17 protein-coding genes are annotated in these 13,075 nt (G+C 67.4%); 9 read left to right on the forward strand and 8 right to left on the reverse strand.

What is annotated here, in order from left to right; all coding sequences use genetic code 11:
- Positions 1-94: 94 nt before the first annotated feature.
- Together ACK4MH_RS10165 and ACK4MH_RS10170 are read right to left on the reverse strand one after the other, a co-directional pair.
- Entirely contained in the window at positions 95-508 is a 414-nt protein-coding gene (locus ACK4MH_RS10165; RefSeq protein WP_409717687.1) for a DUF2177 family protein, read from the reverse strand.
- A gap of 21 nt (positions 509-529) precedes the next feature.
- On the reverse strand, positions 530-1,558 hold the full coding sequence (locus ACK4MH_RS10170; RefSeq protein ID WP_409717690.1) for an SAM-dependent methyltransferase: 1,029 nt from the start codon (positions 1,556-1,558) through the stop codon (positions 530-532).
- Positions 1,559-1,892: 334 nt separating this feature from the next.
- Between ACK4MH_RS10170 and ACK4MH_RS10175 the strand changes: the two genes are divergently transcribed.
- Entirely contained in the window at positions 1,893-2,597 is a 705-nt protein-coding gene (locus ACK4MH_RS10175; protein ID WP_409717693.1) for a CoA transferase subunit A, read from the forward strand.
- Here the strand turns inward: ACK4MH_RS10175 and ACK4MH_RS10180 are convergent.
- Complete coding sequence (locus ACK4MH_RS10180; protein WP_409717696.1) at positions 2,579-2,764, reverse strand: hypothetical protein; 186 nt, start codon at positions 2,762-2,764, stop codon at positions 2,579-2,581. The genes ACK4MH_RS10175 and ACK4MH_RS10180 overlap by 19 nt on opposite strands.
- An 83-nt stretch (positions 2,765-2,847) precedes the next feature.
- Here ACK4MH_RS10180 and ACK4MH_RS10185 point away from each other — a divergent pair, with 83 nt between their 5' ends.
- The gene (locus ACK4MH_RS10185) at positions 2,848-3,504 is read left to right on the forward strand and encodes a 3-oxoacid CoA-transferase subunit B (protein WP_409717699.1); all 657 of its coding nucleotides are present in this window, start codon (positions 2,848-2,850) and stop codon (positions 3,502-3,504) included.
- Between the two features lie 16 nt (positions 3,505-3,520).
- Positions 3,521-3,940, forward strand: a complete 420-nt coding sequence (locus ACK4MH_RS10190) for a hypothetical protein (protein WP_409717702.1) — start codon at positions 3,521-3,523, stop codon at positions 3,938-3,940.
- Between the two features lie 3 nt (positions 3,941-3,943).
- On the opposite strand, the gene ACK4MH_RS10195 is transcribed toward ACK4MH_RS10190, so the two are convergent.
- On the reverse strand, positions 3,944-4,735 hold the full coding sequence (locus ACK4MH_RS10195) for a hypothetical protein (RefSeq protein ID WP_409717705.1): 792 nt from the start codon (positions 4,733-4,735) through the stop codon (positions 3,944-3,946).
- 76 nt (positions 4,736-4,811) lie between these two features.
- Here ACK4MH_RS10195 and trmFO point away from each other — a divergent pair, with 76 nt between their 5' ends.
- The gene (trmFO, locus tag ACK4MH_RS10200) at positions 4,812-6,203 is read left to right on the forward strand and encodes a methylenetetrahydrofolate--tRNA-(uracil(54)-C(5))-methyltransferase (FADH(2)-oxidizing) TrmFO (protein ID WP_409717708.1); all 1,392 of its coding nucleotides are present in this window, start codon (positions 4,812-4,814) and stop codon (positions 6,201-6,203) included.
- A gap of 20 nt (positions 6,204-6,223) precedes the next feature.
- Here the strand turns inward: trmFO and ACK4MH_RS10205 are convergent, their stop codons facing one another.
- Positions 6,224-7,429 carry an MFS transporter gene (locus ACK4MH_RS10205; protein ID WP_409717711.1) on the reverse strand — a complete coding sequence of 402 codons (1,206 nt, stop codon included), beginning with the start codon at positions 7,427-7,429 and terminating at the stop codon, positions 6,224-6,226.
- 66 nt (positions 7,430-7,495) lie between these two features.
- Here ACK4MH_RS10205 and ACK4MH_RS10210 point away from each other — a divergent pair, with 66 nt between their 5' ends.
- Positions 7,496-7,987, forward strand: a complete 492-nt coding sequence (locus ACK4MH_RS10210; protein ID WP_409717714.1) for a MarR family winged helix-turn-helix transcriptional regulator — start codon at positions 7,496-7,498, stop codon at positions 7,985-7,987.
- Position 7,988: 1 nt separating this feature from the next.
- Here ACK4MH_RS10210 and ACK4MH_RS10215 read toward each other — a convergent pair whose 3' ends face one another.
- Complete coding sequence (locus tag ACK4MH_RS10215; RefSeq protein ID WP_409717717.1) at positions 7,989-8,624, reverse strand: squalene/phytoene synthase family protein; 636 nt, start codon at positions 8,622-8,624, stop codon at positions 7,989-7,991.
- The gene (locus ACK4MH_RS10220) at positions 8,621-9,637 is read right to left on the reverse strand and encodes a polyprenyl synthetase family protein (protein ID WP_409717720.1); all 1,017 of its coding nucleotides are present in this window, start codon (positions 9,635-9,637) and stop codon (positions 8,621-8,623) included. The genes ACK4MH_RS10215 and ACK4MH_RS10220 overlap by 4 nt, the downstream gene beginning before the upstream one ends.
- Before the next feature lie 122 nt (positions 9,638-9,759).
- Between ACK4MH_RS10220 and ACK4MH_RS10225 the strand changes: the two genes are divergently transcribed.
- The 4 genes from ACK4MH_RS10225 to ACK4MH_RS10240 all read left to right on the forward strand — a co-directional run bounded on the left by ACK4MH_RS10225 (position 9,760) and on the right by ACK4MH_RS10240 (position 12,497).
- Positions 9,760-10,518: a tRNA1(Val) (adenine(37)-N6)-methyltransferase gene (locus ACK4MH_RS10225; RefSeq protein ID WP_409717723.1), complete on the forward strand. Its 759-nt coding sequence runs from the start codon at positions 9,760-9,762 to the stop codon at positions 10,516-10,518.
- Between the two features lie 76 nt (positions 10,519-10,594).
- Positions 10,595-11,080 carry a hypothetical protein gene (locus tag ACK4MH_RS10230; protein ID WP_409717726.1) on the forward strand — a complete coding sequence of 162 codons (486 nt, stop codon included), beginning with the start codon at positions 10,595-10,597 and terminating at the stop codon, positions 11,078-11,080.
- Positions 11,077-12,189: a tRNA guanosine(34) transglycosylase Tgt gene (gene tgt, locus ACK4MH_RS10235; protein ID WP_409717784.1), complete on the forward strand. Its 1,113-nt coding sequence runs from the start codon at positions 11,077-11,079 to the stop codon at positions 12,187-12,189. Before ACK4MH_RS10230 ends, tgt begins: the two co-directional genes overlap by 4 nt.
- 2 nt (positions 12,190-12,191) lie before the next feature.
- On the forward strand, positions 12,192-12,497 hold the full coding sequence (locus ACK4MH_RS10240) for a hypothetical protein (protein WP_409717729.1): 306 nt from the start codon (positions 12,192-12,194) through the stop codon (positions 12,495-12,497).
- Between the two features lie 14 nt (positions 12,498-12,511).
- Here the strand turns inward: ACK4MH_RS10240 and ACK4MH_RS10245 are convergent, their stop codons facing one another.
- Complete coding sequence (locus ACK4MH_RS10245; protein ID WP_409717732.1) at positions 12,512-13,066, reverse strand: hypothetical protein; 555 nt, start codon at positions 13,064-13,066, stop codon at positions 12,512-12,514.
- Positions 13,067-13,075: the final 9 nt, after the last annotated feature.

The raw sequence follows: 13,075 nt of genomic DNA on the forward strand, positions 1-13,075 counted from the left end.
CCGCCTTCTCCCAACTGCCGCCCCCGCGCTCAACTCAGGGGCGATGTTTAGACACGCATAACCATGTTCGCAAGCGTGGCGTCAGACGCCCTGTTCAGCCGAAACGGCCCTCGGCCCAGCGCGCGGCGAAATAGCCGCCCGTCGCCGACACCATGGTCAGGGTCGTGCCCCAGATCAGGTCGATGATTGTCAACTTGGTCTGCCACACCGCCAGCGTCGCCTGATTGGTCAAGTCGTAGGTGGCGTAGGCGACGAAGCCCAGGACCGCCCCGTTAAGCGCCGCCCGCGTCCAGTTCCCTTCCTTCAGGGCCGGCGCGATGGCCAGGAAGACCGTTCCCGCGATGGAGATCAGGTAAAAGGCCACCGCCGCCTTCATGTCCGGCTTGTCCGCCATGATCGGTCCCAGCACGGGCTTGTAGAGCCGGTCGGTCATGGTCGTCAGCCAGACGAAGTCGATGGCGGCGAACGTCAGGCCCGCCCCGAGGTATGCCGCGACATATTTGATCATGCTGGTGTCCTCATTTGGGTTTCAGGCGGCCGGTTTCAGGCGATAGTGGCCGACCGCCCAGGTGCGGCCCTCGTCGTTACCGAACAGACCGGCGGTCGCCAGGTAGAAACGCCGCCAGCGCCGGGTCCACAGTCTGGCGTCGTCGCCATAGGTCTCCCGCATCAACACCGCGACCCGGTCGGCGTTCCGGTCCATGTTCGCCAACCAGTCGTTCGCGGTTTTGGCGTAGTGACTGCCGTTCCAGGTCCATTCCTGCTCGACGGCGAACAGGTCGGGGAACTGCCGGATCAAACCGTGGCTGGGCATCACCCCGCCGGTGAAGAAATGCTGGGCGATGAAGTCGCCGCTGTCGGTATGGTCGAAACGGTAAGGGGCGTCGCGGTGGGTGAAGACGTGGATGAACATCCGCCCATCGTCCTTCAGCCACCCCCGCGCCTTGGTCAGCAGGGCGCGCCAGTTGGCCATATGCTCGAACATCTCCACCGAGACGATGCGGTCGAAGCGTTGTTCGGTCTCAAACGCGTTCATGTCGCGCGTGATGACGGTCAGGTTGGTCAGGCCGCGCGCCGCCGCCTGACCTTCAATGTGGCCGCGCTGCCCGTGACTATTCGACACCGCCGTGATCTTCGAATTGGGATATTTCTCGGCCATCCATAGCGACAGCGAACCCCAGCCGCAGCCCATCTCCAGGATCGTCTGCCCGTCCATCAGTTCGGCATGGGCGCAGGTCTCGGCCAGCGCCGCCTCTTCCGCCTGATCCAGCGTCTCGCGCCCGGTGGGGTAAAGGCAGCAGGAGTATTTCAACCGCTTGCCCAGGCACAGCTGGAAGAACTCGGGCGGCAGTTCGTAATGCTGCTGGTTCGCCGCATCGGTGTGTTCGGCGATGGCGCGCTGGGCCATCTCGCGCGCGAACGCCGCCTCGTCGTGGGGGCCGTCACGATCCAGCCGCTTCCTCGCCTCCGTCACCAGGCTGTCGATCGCCGGCCGCGTCACGAAATCCGGAAACGGCGCGTCCTGAAGCTGGCGAATGGCGACATTGGTCAGGTTCATGAAAACGTCCTTGGCGATCAGGCGCAGCGTGCAGCTGTCATGGAATACGCCGCCCCGCCTTCGGCGGATGCATCCGCCCTTGAACGACGCGCCGACGATGCCGACATCAGGTCCGAGCCTGCATGATTTCAGACGAAGTGCACACTTTGCACCCTGTTTTTCCAAGCCGGCTCGGCGTCGTTTCAGACCAATTAGACGAATTAGACTCTGTTTTTTGCGTCGACCGTCTGAAATCGCCGCGTCGGATCGACGCCGCGACTTGCCCCCCGCCTGCCCCCGCGTTAGGCGTGGTCAAAGCGCCGATATTCATCAGGCAATGAAAAAAGGGAGAGCGATGGGAAAGATCTACGCTGACGTCACGTCCGCGCTGGAGGGGCTGACCTTCGACGGCATGACGGTCATGTCCGGCGGCTTCGGCCTGTGCGGCATCCCCGAGAATTTGATCGCCGCCCTGCGCGACAGCGGCGTCAAAGGCCTGACGGTCATCTCCAACAACGCCGGCGTCGACGGCTTCGGCCTGGGCCAGCTGCTCGGCACCCGCCAGATCGCCAAGATGATCTCGTCCTACGTCGGCGAGAACAAGGAGTTCGAGCGCCAGTATCTGGCCGGCGAGCTGGAGCTGGAGTTCAACCCCCAGGGCACCCTGGCCGAGCGCATCCGCGCCGGCGGCGCCGGCATCCCCGCCTTCTTCACCGCCACCGGCGTCGGCACCCTGGTCGCCGAGGGCAAGGAGGTCCGCAACTTCGACGGCCGCGACTACGTTATGGAGACCGGCCTGATCGCCGACCTGTCCATCGTCAAGGCCTGGAAGGCCGACGAACGCGGCAACCTGATCTTCCGCAAGACCGCCCGCAACTTCAACCCGATGATGGCCACCGCCGGCAAGGTCACGGTCGTCGAGGTCGAGGAGATCGTCCCCGTCGGCTCGCTCGACCCCGACCACATCCACACGCCGGGCATCTACGTCGACCGCCTGGTCCAGACCGTGTCCGAGAAGCGCATCGAACAGCGCACCGTGCGTCAGAAGGAGGCGGCGTGATGTTTATTTGCAAAGTAGTTCCAGCCGAACATCCCGAACATCCAGATGCATTTCCGGGTGGCGACTTCCATTTTGAACGCATTCCCGCAGTTGGCGAACACATCAAGTTCCGAGACGACGAGGACGACGACATTCGGCACTTGGGTCGCGTGATCGACGTAGTCCACGCACCATCAATGGACCACAGCCGCACGCTCCTTTTCGTCTCGCTAGTTGAGTGGCCTGCTCACATTCAGAAGGCAGATTTCTGATGCCCCGCACCCGCGAACAACTGGCCGAACGCGCGGCGAAAGAGCTGCAGGACGGCTTCTACGTGAACCTGGGCATCGGCATCCCGACCCTGGTCGCCAACTACATCCCCGCCGGCATGACCGTGACCCTGCAGTCCGAGAACGGCATGCTGGGCATGGGCCCCTTCCCCTATGAGGGCGACGAGGACCCTGACCTGATCAACGCCGGCAAACAGACGATCACCGAGATCCCGGAAAGCAGCTACTTCAGCAGCGCCGACAGCTTCGCCATGATCCGCGGCGGCCACATCAACCTGTCGATCCTGGGCGCCATGGAAGTGGCCCAGAACGGCGACATCGCCAACTGGATGATCCCGGGCAAGCTGGTGAAGGGCATGGGCGGCGCCATGGACCTGGTCGCGGGCGTCAAGCGCGTGGTCGTGGTCATGGAACACGCCAACAAGCACGGCCAGTCCAAGGTGTTGAAATCCTGCACCCTGCCCCTGACCGGCACGGGCGTGGTCAGCCGCATCATCACCGACCTGGCCACCTTCGACGTCAAGCCGGATGGTGCGGGCCTGGAACTGGTCGAACTGGCCGACGGCGTCACCCTGGACGAGGTCGCCGCCAAGACCGAGGCCGCCTACACCGTCTCAGACAGCCTCGAAGCAGTCTGAGGCGATGTCCGTCTCCGTGATCATCCTGCTGATCGGTCAACTGATGACCACGGAGGCGGAAGTCGTCGATGAGGGTCGCAGCATCGGGCGCATGAGCGCCGCTCTGCAGGTTTGCGCGGACATCGGATACGACACGCGTCCCGAACGGGCGTCCGAGATCGAGCACGATTCCTTAGGGCGCGCCATCGAGGCCGGCTGGCATTGGGGCCAGTGGCGTATGGCCTTTGACGACGGCGTCGAACGCGAGCAGGCCGATCTCGACCTGACCTCAGAGCGCGATCTTCCCCGCGACGAGATGGAAATCCGCCTGCCCCAAGCGTTGGTTCGCGTGAAAGCACGATGTCGCGACCTTGCAAAACGCTACCCTGGCGTGATCGAGAACCTGGACGAAGGCGACCGCCGAGCGGAGGCGCAGGTCGCCGGCTGGCTGCGATAGGGTTTAAGCCTTCCCTTCCACTGCGGTCCTGGATTCGAGCTGGCGATAGGCGCGACCGACGAGGGCCATGCTCAGCGGAAACTGAACGCCTGCCAGCACGACCGCAAAGACCACCCAGCCCGCCGTCCCCGACAGCAGCCCCGCGCCCCACAGGAGCACCAGGCCGATCTTGGGCGCCGACATCACGATCAGGCCGACCAGCAGGGGCCAGAAGGCCCCGCGCGCGATGCTCATGCTTTGCAGCGACACCATATGGCCGCGCCCGATGGTCGCCGGGGCGAACAGGGACAGCCGAACCGTAAAGGCCACGACGGCGAACAGGGCGAAGACCGTCACCAGCGCCAGCAAGGCCAACTTCCAGACCGGGCCGACCGCGCTCCACTGGCGCAGCGCGATGGCCTGGGCGTTCAGTTCGGCCATGCCGAACAGGGCCAGCAGCGCCAGGGCGACCACCGACAGGATCATGGCCAGGAAGACCGCGCACAGCAGGCCGGCGCCCAGCAGGCGCAGCTCCGGCCGGCCGAACTGAAGACCCGCTGGCCCCAGACCCAGCCGCCGCGCCTGCGGCAAGTCCTCCGTAATGGCGATCCGGCCGAGCGCCCCGGCCAGCACCAGTGTCGCGACCAGGCCGAACGGCGCCCAGATCAGGCCGCCGACACCGACCGCCCAGGCCTTGGCGCTCCAGACCACAACCGCCAGCAGGATCGCGCCCCAGGCCCCGCGCCACAGGCGAGGCAGGGCATCGACCGTCGCCCGCAACGTCTCGCCCAGTCGCAGAACCCGATGCCCGTCCAAATCTCGCCCCCGATTACCGGCGGCGGATATAGCAGGGGACCATGACACCGCGCCACCCGCCCGCTAGAAGGCCGCGATGATCGCTTCTTCCTCTTCCCCCATCCACGTCATCGGCGGCGGCCTGGCCGGCTCCGAGGCCGCCTGGCAGATCGCCAACGCCGGCGTGCCCGTCATCCTGCACGAGATGCGCGGCGTGCCCGGCGTCAAGACCGACGCTCACCACACCGATGGCTTGGCCGAGTTGGTCTGCTCCAACTCCTTCCGCTCGGACGACTGGGAGCACAACGCCGTGGGCCTGCTGCATGCCGAGATGCGCGCCCTCGACTCGATCATCATGGCCTGCGGCGACATCAATCAGGTGCCGGCGGGCGGCGCCCTGGCCGTGGACCGCGACGCCTTCTCCCAGGCCGTGACCGCAAAGCTGTCGGCCCATCCCCTGATCACCATCGTGCGCGAAGAGATCGCCGGCCTGCCGCCGGAAGATTGGGACAATGTCATCGTCGCCACCGGCCCCCTGACCTCGCCCGCCCTGGCCGAGGCCATCCTGAAGGCGACCGGCGAGGAGAGCCTCAGCTTCTTCGACGCCATCGCCCCCATCGTACACGCGGACTCGATCGACTTCGACATCGCCTGGCGTCAGTCGCGCTACGACAAGGAAGGCCCCGGCGGCGACGCCGCCGCCTACGTCAACTGCCCGATGGACAAGGCGCAGTACGAGGCCTTCATCGACGCTCTGGTGAACGGGCCCAAGGCCGAGTTCAAGGAATGGGAGCACGTCCCCTATTTCGACGGCTGCCTGCCCATCGAGGTCATGGCCGAACGGGGGCGCGAGACCCTGCGTCACGGCCCGATGAAGCCCGTCGGCCTGACCAATCCGCGCGACCCGCTGGTCAAATCCTACGCCATCGTCCAGCTGCGCCAGGACAATGCGCTGGGCACCCTGTTCAACATGGTCGGCTTCCAGACCAAGCTGAAGCACGGGGCGCAGGCCGAGACCTTCCGCATGATCCCCGGCCTGCAGAACGCCCAGTTCGCGCGTCTGGGCGGCCTGCACCGCAACACCTATCTCAACAGCCCGCACCTGCTGGACCGTCAGCTGCGCCTCAAGGCCATGCCGCGCCTGCGCTTCGCCGGTCAGGTGACAGGGGTTGAGGGCTATGTCGAAAGCGCCGCCATGGGCCTGCTGACCGGCCGACTCGCCGCCGCCCAGGCCCTGGGCCGCGACCTGTCGCCCCCGCCGCCCGAGACCGCCATGGGCGCCCTGGTCGAACACATCACCGGCGGGCATCTGGAAGGCTCCAAGTTCCAGCCGATGAACATCAACTACGGCCTGCTGCCTCCGCTGGAAGCGCCCAAGGTCGACGAGGCCGGCGTCAAGATTCCGCTCAAGGAACGGGGCCGAGCCAAGAAGCGTCTGATGAGCATCCGGGCGATGGAAAGCCTGAAGGCCTGGCGCGACGCGGGCTGATCCCCCCGAGACCGGGTCGCTCAACATAGCTTGGGCAGGCCGGGCCGGAATCCCAACGTCATCACGCCCAGCAGGATCACGCCGACGCCCATCAGCACCCAGGCCTGGGTCAGGTCGGCCATGTGATCGCGCAGCAGACCGGCGCCCAGCGGCGACAGGCTGGCGATGATGTAGCCGCCGCCCTGGACGAAGGCGAGCAGGTCGCCCGACCGCGCAGGGTCGTCGATCTGATCCATCGCCAGGATCAGGCTAAGCGGAAAGACGGCCCCGATCCCAAGGCCGAGGACCAGCACCACCGGCACCGCCAGGCTGACCGGCGCGACCACCAGTCCCACCAGACCAAGCAGGGCCAGGACCAGCGCCGTCAGGATCGGCCCGCGCCGATCCGGGAACCGCCCGATGGTCATCGACACCAGCAGCCCCGCCATGACCTCGGCGCCGGTCATGCCGCTGAGCAGATATCCCGCCGTCGCCCTCGGCTGGCCCAGATCGATGTAGAAGGGCGGCAGCCAGGCCAGCACCAGCGTATAGGCCGATGTCCCCAGCCCCATAATCAGGATCAGCCGCCAGGCCCGTCCCTGACGCCAGAAGGGAAGCTCCGGGTCCGTCGCCTCGACCACGGCGGCGCGGTTCGGCTCTTCGGCCGCCGGATCGCGTGACGCCGCCAGCCAGATGATCGCGGCGACGAAGGCCGGCGCGCTCCACAGCGCCAGCGTCCCGGCCCAGCCGACCGCCTCGGCCAGGCCCGCCGCCGTCGCCGCCGCAATGGCCGCGCCGCCCATGATGCCGGTGGTGTAGAGCGCCATGACCGTGCCGAACCGGGTTGGAAAGGCCCGTTTGATGACGACCGGCGCCAGCGCCTGGATCAGCGCCACGCCGACCCCGACGACCGCCGCGCTGGCGATCAGGCCCGCCGTATCGCTCAGCACCGCCCGCACAAGACAGGCCCCGCCGATCAGCAGCGCGCCCAGCAAGACGCCTCGCCGCTCGCCAAGCCGCCGACGCAACGGCCGGATCGACAGGGCGCCCAGACCGATCATCAGAACGGGCAGGGTGGTCAGCAGGCTGGCCGCCGTCGAACCCATGCCCGTCGCGGTTTCGATCAGGTCCAGCAGCGGCCCGACGACCGCCATCGCCGGACGCAGGTTCAGGGCCAGGGCGACGATGGCCGCCAGCAACAGCAGCGACGCGCCACGCATCGGCGCGGCGTCAGGTCGTGCAGTCATGATGAGGACTCCCACTGAAAATCGCGCTAGTCTCTCGACCTCAAGTATCTCGATGTCAAGATAACCATGCCCGACAGAGCCTCTCGCGCCGCCGCCCAATGGGCCATCCAACGTCCAGACCTCGACATGCTGCCGATGGAGGTGCTGGGCCGCCTGAACGAGGCGTCGCAGCTGGTGATCCGCGAGCGCCAGACGCCGCTGTTCGCACGCTATGGCTTGCAGCATGGCGAGTTCGACGTGCTGGCGACGCTGCGTCGCTCAAGCGAGCGAGACGGGCTGACCCCGACGGCGCTGTTCGAGGCGGCGATGATGTCGTCCGGCGGCATGACCGCCCGCATCGACCGGCTGGAAAAGGCGGGGCTTGTCGAGCGCCGGCCGCACCCGAGCGACCGCCGCGCCACCCTGGTCCGCCTGACAGACAAAGGGTTCGACGTGATCGAAACGATCATGCCCAGCCATCAGGACACGGCGCGAGAGGCGCTGGCCGGCCTGTCGCTTGAGGACCAGAAGACGCTGAACGCCCTGTTGGCGCGCCTGATCGGCGGCCTGAACGGCTAGGTCAGATCCGGCCGCGCAGAACGGCCCACAGCAGGCGCAGCCGCTTCAACGGTTCGGGCCGGTTCGGGTCGGCAAGAGCGGCATGGGCGACTGCGGGGAAGCCGACCGGCGGCAGACGCTTCAGCGCGGTGTTGGCGGCGGATCGCAGGGCCGCCGCCTCTGCCGCCCGTCCGGTCTGCGCCAGTCCCCAGACACGGCCCGCGTCGGCGACGGCCGCAGCATGACCCTCGCCCGCCAGAATCCGAACCCCGACCTGCATCGGTCCGACGTAGAAGGCGTCCAGGTCGTGCGGCTCTTCGCGCACACGGGCGATGTGAGCCTCGATCAGGGCGTCGAAGGGGGCGCGGTTCAGGCCGTGGCGGGCGACCAGATCGGTCAGGGCTTCAAGCACCGGATGACCCTTGCGGGGAACGCCGGCGAAGACGCCGTCCATCTGTTCCGCCCACCAAGTGTAGCGCATCTCGGCCAGCAAGGGCTGGGTCACGCGCGTGGGGATGGCCATCAGTTCAGCCTCGAAGGCGTACAGCGCGATCAGGTCGGCGCGGGCGCGTTCGTCCGAAACCAGGCGGCTGGACAGCCAGCGGTCGAGGTCGGCGGTGCGGACCTGTTGGTCGAGGGTATCCGCAGCCTCGGTCAAGCTGCGCGCGACACCGCGAAATCGGCGAGATCTTCCAAAGCCGTGCGCCAGTCGCTGGACGGCAGAACCGACAGGGCCGCCTTGGCCTGATCGGCATAGTCGCCGGCCAGGTCCAGCGTGGCGCCGATGGCGCCCGAACCGATGATCAGTTCGCGGGCGCGGGTGAAGTCTTCGGGCGTGCGTTCGCCCTTGGTCACGGTGCGTTCCCAGAAGGCTTCTTCGCGACCCTTGGTGCGGGCGACGGCCAGCAGCAGCGGCAGGGTCGCCTTGCCCTCGTTGAAGTCGTCGCCGGCGTTCTTGCCCAGGGCCTCGGCCGTGGCGCCGTAATCCAAGGCGTCGTCGGCCAGCTGGAAGGCGATGCCCAAGGCCATGCCGTAGTCGCGCAAGGCTTTGGTCGCGGCCGGATCGGCGCCGGCGCCCACCGCGCCGGCCTCGGCGGCGGCGGCGAACAGTTCGGCGGTCTTGGCCGAAATGATCTGCAGATAGGTGGCCTGGTCAAGGTTCAGGTCGTGGGCGCGGGTCAGTTGCAGCACCTCGCCCTCGGAGATCACGCGCGAGGCCTCGGCCAGAATGCCCAGGGCCCGCATCGAATCGGTCTCGACCATCAGCTCGAACGCGCGGGCGAACAGGAAGTCGCCGACCAGGACGCTGGTCGGCGCGCCCCAGATCAGGTGGGCCGCGACCTTGCCGCGACGCAGCTCGGACGCATCGACGATGTCGTCGTGCAGCAGGGTGGCGGTGTGGATGAACTCGACGGCGGCGGCCAGCTTCAGCGGCGCGTCGATGTCGCCTGTCGCGCCCACAGCGCGGGCGGCGGCGACGGTCATCAGGGGGCGCAGACGCTTGCCGCCCGCCGACACCAGATGCTCGGCCAGCTTGGGGATGATCGGCACGTCCGACTGCATCCGGTCCAGGATCAGGGCGTCCACGGCGGCCATGTCGACCTCAGCCAGCCGGACAAGGGCGTTGACGTCCCCCTTCGGGCGGGGAGCGGCGGCGATGGCGACGTCCAAACGGATACTCTTTCACTGGCGCGGCGGACCGCGTCGAAGGATTTTGCGGCCGGGCCGGCTTGCCCCCGCGAGTTGCGGCGCACAATGATGTTCGACCCCTTGAGGGTCAAGGAGATTGAGGCTTGGACGCGGTCGAAACCCTGCCGACGGAAATCGTCGAGAACGGCCTGTTGAACGGCCGGGTGCGCCTGCGTCAACCCGCGCGCGGCTATCGCGCCGGGATGGATGCGGCCCTTCTGGCGGCGGCGGTTCCGGCTGAGGCGGGCCAGAGGGTGATCGAGGCGGGATGCGGCGCGGGCGCCGTCCTGATGCAGATCGCGGCGCGACGGCCAGGCGTCATGCTGACGGGGCTGGAGCGCGATCCGGCGATGGCGGCTCTGGCGGTGGAGAACGCGACCCTGAACGGGCTGGCCGCGACGACTGCGATTCGGCCGGGCGACGTGGCGGCGGGCTTCAGGGCGCTGGGGGTCGAACCCGGCGACTGGGCCGTTTCCAATCCGCCCTTCTTCGACGACGCAGGGGCTTTGCGCGCGCCGGCCGAGGGCAAGCGCGGGGCCTGGATGGCCGACGACGGGCTGAGGGCCTGGACCGACTTTTTGCTGAAGGCGGTGAAGGAAGGCGGGCGGATCGTCGTGATCCACCGGGCGGACCGGCTGGCGGACCTGTTGGCGCTGCTGGGAGAAAAGGCCGGTTCCTTCGCCATACGGCCCGTCCACGCTTTTGCGGACGAGCCGGCCAAGCGGGTGCTGGTCCACGCCATCAAGACCGGACGGGCGCCGCTGCGACTGTTGCCTGCGCTGGTGCTGCACGACCGCGACGGCGCCAAGCACACCGATCAGGCCGAAGCCATACTGCGCGGCGAGGCGGCGCTGGACTGGTGATCCGGCGCGGCGTTCGGGTGGTCAATCGCCGCCGGAACGCCTAAATGCCGCCTCCTGACGAAAACGAGCGCGCTCCGTGTCAACCGACGACCTTCCGCATGATCTGCCCCGAGACCTCGAAGACGGCCTGATCGCCGTCGGCGAGGCCGCGCGCGATCTGCGCGAGCCGTGGTGGATTTTCGGCGGCGCGGCCATGGCGCTGTATGGTCTGACAGACCTGCATGTGCCCGACATCGACGTTCTGTGTGCGCCGCGCGACGCGCGCACGCTGCTGGCGGAACTGGGCGGCGAGGTGATCGCCGATCCGGGTGAAGGCCTGTTCCGCTCGGCCGTCTTCGGTCGTGCGCCTGACCAGCCGATCCTGGTCGAGGTCATGGCCGATCTGGAGACCCGCGACGGCGCGGACTGGACCCAGGTCGCCTTCGCCTCGCGTCGCCTAATCTACGTCGAGGACACGCCCCTGTTCGTGCCCGACATCCGGGACCATATCGCCCTTTACCGCCTGTTCGGCCGCCCCAAGGATCTGGCGCGGGTCGAGCAGCTTGAACGACTGATCGCCTGATGCCCTTCCCCTTCGACATTTCCGCCACTGAAGGCCGCGCCCGCACCGGCGTGCTGAAGACCGCGCGCGGCGACATCCGCACCCCCGCCTTCATGCCCGTCGGCACCGCCGCGACGGTCAAGGCCATGACGGTGGATCAGGTCAAGGCGACCGGCGCCGACATCATCCTGGGCAACACCTATCACCTGATGCTGCGCCCCGGCCCCGAGCGAATGGAGCGGCTGGGCGGCCTCCACAAATTCATGGGCTGGGACAAGCCGATTCTGACCGACAGCGGCGGCTTCCAGGTCATGTCCCTGGCGGGGATTTCGAAAGTGAAGGAGGAGGCGGTGACCTTCTCCTCCCACATCGACGGGTCCAAACACGTCCTGACGCCCGAACGCTCCATCGAAATCCAGGCCGACCGGATCGGCGCCGACATATCGATGCAACTGGACCAATGCGTCTCCTGGCCGGCCGAGCGGGACGCGGCCCAGAAAGCCATGGAGCTGTCGATCCGCTGGGGCACCCGCTCCAAGGCCCGGTTCGGCGAGCGCGAGACCCAGGCCCTGTTCGGCATCCAGCAGGGCTCGACCTTTGAGGACCTGCGTCGCCAGTCGTCGGATCAGCTTCAGGAGATCGGCTTCGACGGCTACGCCATCGGCGGCCTGGCCGTCGGCGAGGGCCACCAGGCCATGTGCGAGGTGCTGGACTATGCGCCTGACATGCTGCCCGCCGACCGGCCGCGATACCTGATGGGGGTGGGCAAGCCGATCGACCTGGTCGAGGCCGTCTGGCGCGGCGTGGACATGTTCGACTGCGTCCTGCCGACCCGCGCCGGCCGCCACGGCCAGGCCTGGACCTGGGACGGTCCGCTGAACCTGAAGAACGCCCGTTTCGCCGAGGACCAGGACCCGTTGGACCCCGCCATCGACGGGCCTTCATCGCAATATTCGAAGGCCTATCTGCACCATCTGATCCGCGCCGACGAAATCCTCGGCAAGGTCCTGCTCAGCTGGCACAATATCGCCTTCTACCAGGCCCTGACCGCCGCCATGCGCGCCGCGATCTCGGAAGGCCGGTTCGAAGCCTTCCGCCGCGACTTGCACGCGCGGCATGTGTCGAACTGACCATGCGCATCGAGAAGTCAGGCTTCCACGCCTACAACACCTATCTGGAAGAGCCGCCCCGCGACGAGGGGAACGAGACGGCCCTGCACCGCCACGTCATCATCATCGGCGGCGACAAATATTCGTTCTTCGCCCAATGGTCCGGTAAGTTCGCGCACAAGGGCGAGCGCATCTCGTTCGATTGGGACTGGGACCGGACCGGCGAGTTCAGGAACATCGACAAGACGTCCTTCGAGGCTTTCGCCAAGGATGGCACGATCCAGATCAGGGGCGACCGTAGAGACCGGCGCCGCACCTTCGGCCGGTAACCGGGATCAGCCGCTCAACGCTGTGACGGTGCTGCAGGCCGGAACCAGCTGGGGGCCGCCGGCGGGGCGCAGTTTCTCTGCATCCCCATGCCCTTCAGGAAGGCGCGTCGCATCCGGCCGGACTGGATGGCGGACTGGACATGCTTGCTGTGCTGCTCGGCGCCGCTCAGGCGGCGTATCCAGCTTCGGCCGGGGATGAAGTCGGTCGTGGTGTCGCGGATAGCGTTCAGCGCCGCCTTGGCCGCCGCATCGGCGGCGCGTTCGCTCAGAAACGAACCGTCCTGACGCGGCGGCTCGTCCGTGTCCGGCCCCAGCGCCTCGTTCAGCCGCGCCACTTCGGCGCCGATGGTCGTGCATTGGTTCAGGTTGCGCAGATCGTAGGGGTTGGCTTCCGCCTGCAACAGCACCGTCGGGATGATCTGGCGGCGCAGGTTGAAATCTTCCAACGGGGCGGTCGCCGCTGCGCCGAAGCCTGCTCTCACCTGTTCCGCACCGCCCATAGCGGAGCGTCCGGCGTTGCAACCCGTCAGCGCGAGCGAAAGAAGGGCGGGCAGGAAGAAACGCTTCATGGGCCGGGC

Source organism: Brevundimonas sp. (genome assembly GCF_046295075.1).
In the GTDB taxonomy this organism is placed as follows: Bacteria; Pseudomonadota; Alphaproteobacteria; order Caulobacterales; family Caulobacteraceae; genus Brevundimonas.

Coding starts and splice junctions, on each gene's coding strand:
- ACK4MH_RS10175 (WP_409717693.1), top strand. CDS start 1,893: ATGGGAAAGATCTACGCTGACGTCACGTCCGCGCTGGAGGGGCTGACC.
- ACK4MH_RS10245 (WP_409717732.1), bottom strand. CDS start 13,066: ATGAAGCGTTTCTTCCTGCCCGCCCTTCTTTCGCTCGCGCTGACGGGT.
- trmFO (WP_409717708.1), top strand. CDS start 4,812: ATGATCGCTTCTTCCTCTTCCCCCATCCACGTCATCGGCGGCGGCCTG.
- ACK4MH_RS10185 (WP_409717699.1), top strand. CDS start 2,848: ATGCCCCGCACCCGCGAACAACTGGCCGAACGCGCGGCGAAAGAGCTG.
- ACK4MH_RS10170 (WP_409717690.1), bottom strand. CDS start 1,558: ATGAACCTGACCAATGTCGCCATTCGCCAGCTTCAGGACGCGCCGTTT.
- ACK4MH_RS10165 (WP_409717687.1), bottom strand. CDS start 508: ATGATCAAATATGTCGCGGCATACCTCGGGGCGGGCCTGACGTTCGCC.
- ACK4MH_RS10210 (WP_409717714.1), top strand. CDS start 7,496: ATGCCCGACAGAGCCTCTCGCGCCGCCGCCCAATGGGCCATCCAACGT.
- ACK4MH_RS10240 (WP_409717729.1), top strand. CDS start 12,192: ATGCGCATCGAGAAGTCAGGCTTCCACGCCTACAACACCTATCTGGAA.
- ACK4MH_RS10205 (WP_409717711.1), bottom strand. CDS start 7,429: ATGACTGCACGACCTGACGCCGCGCCGATGCGTGGCGCGTCGCTGCTG.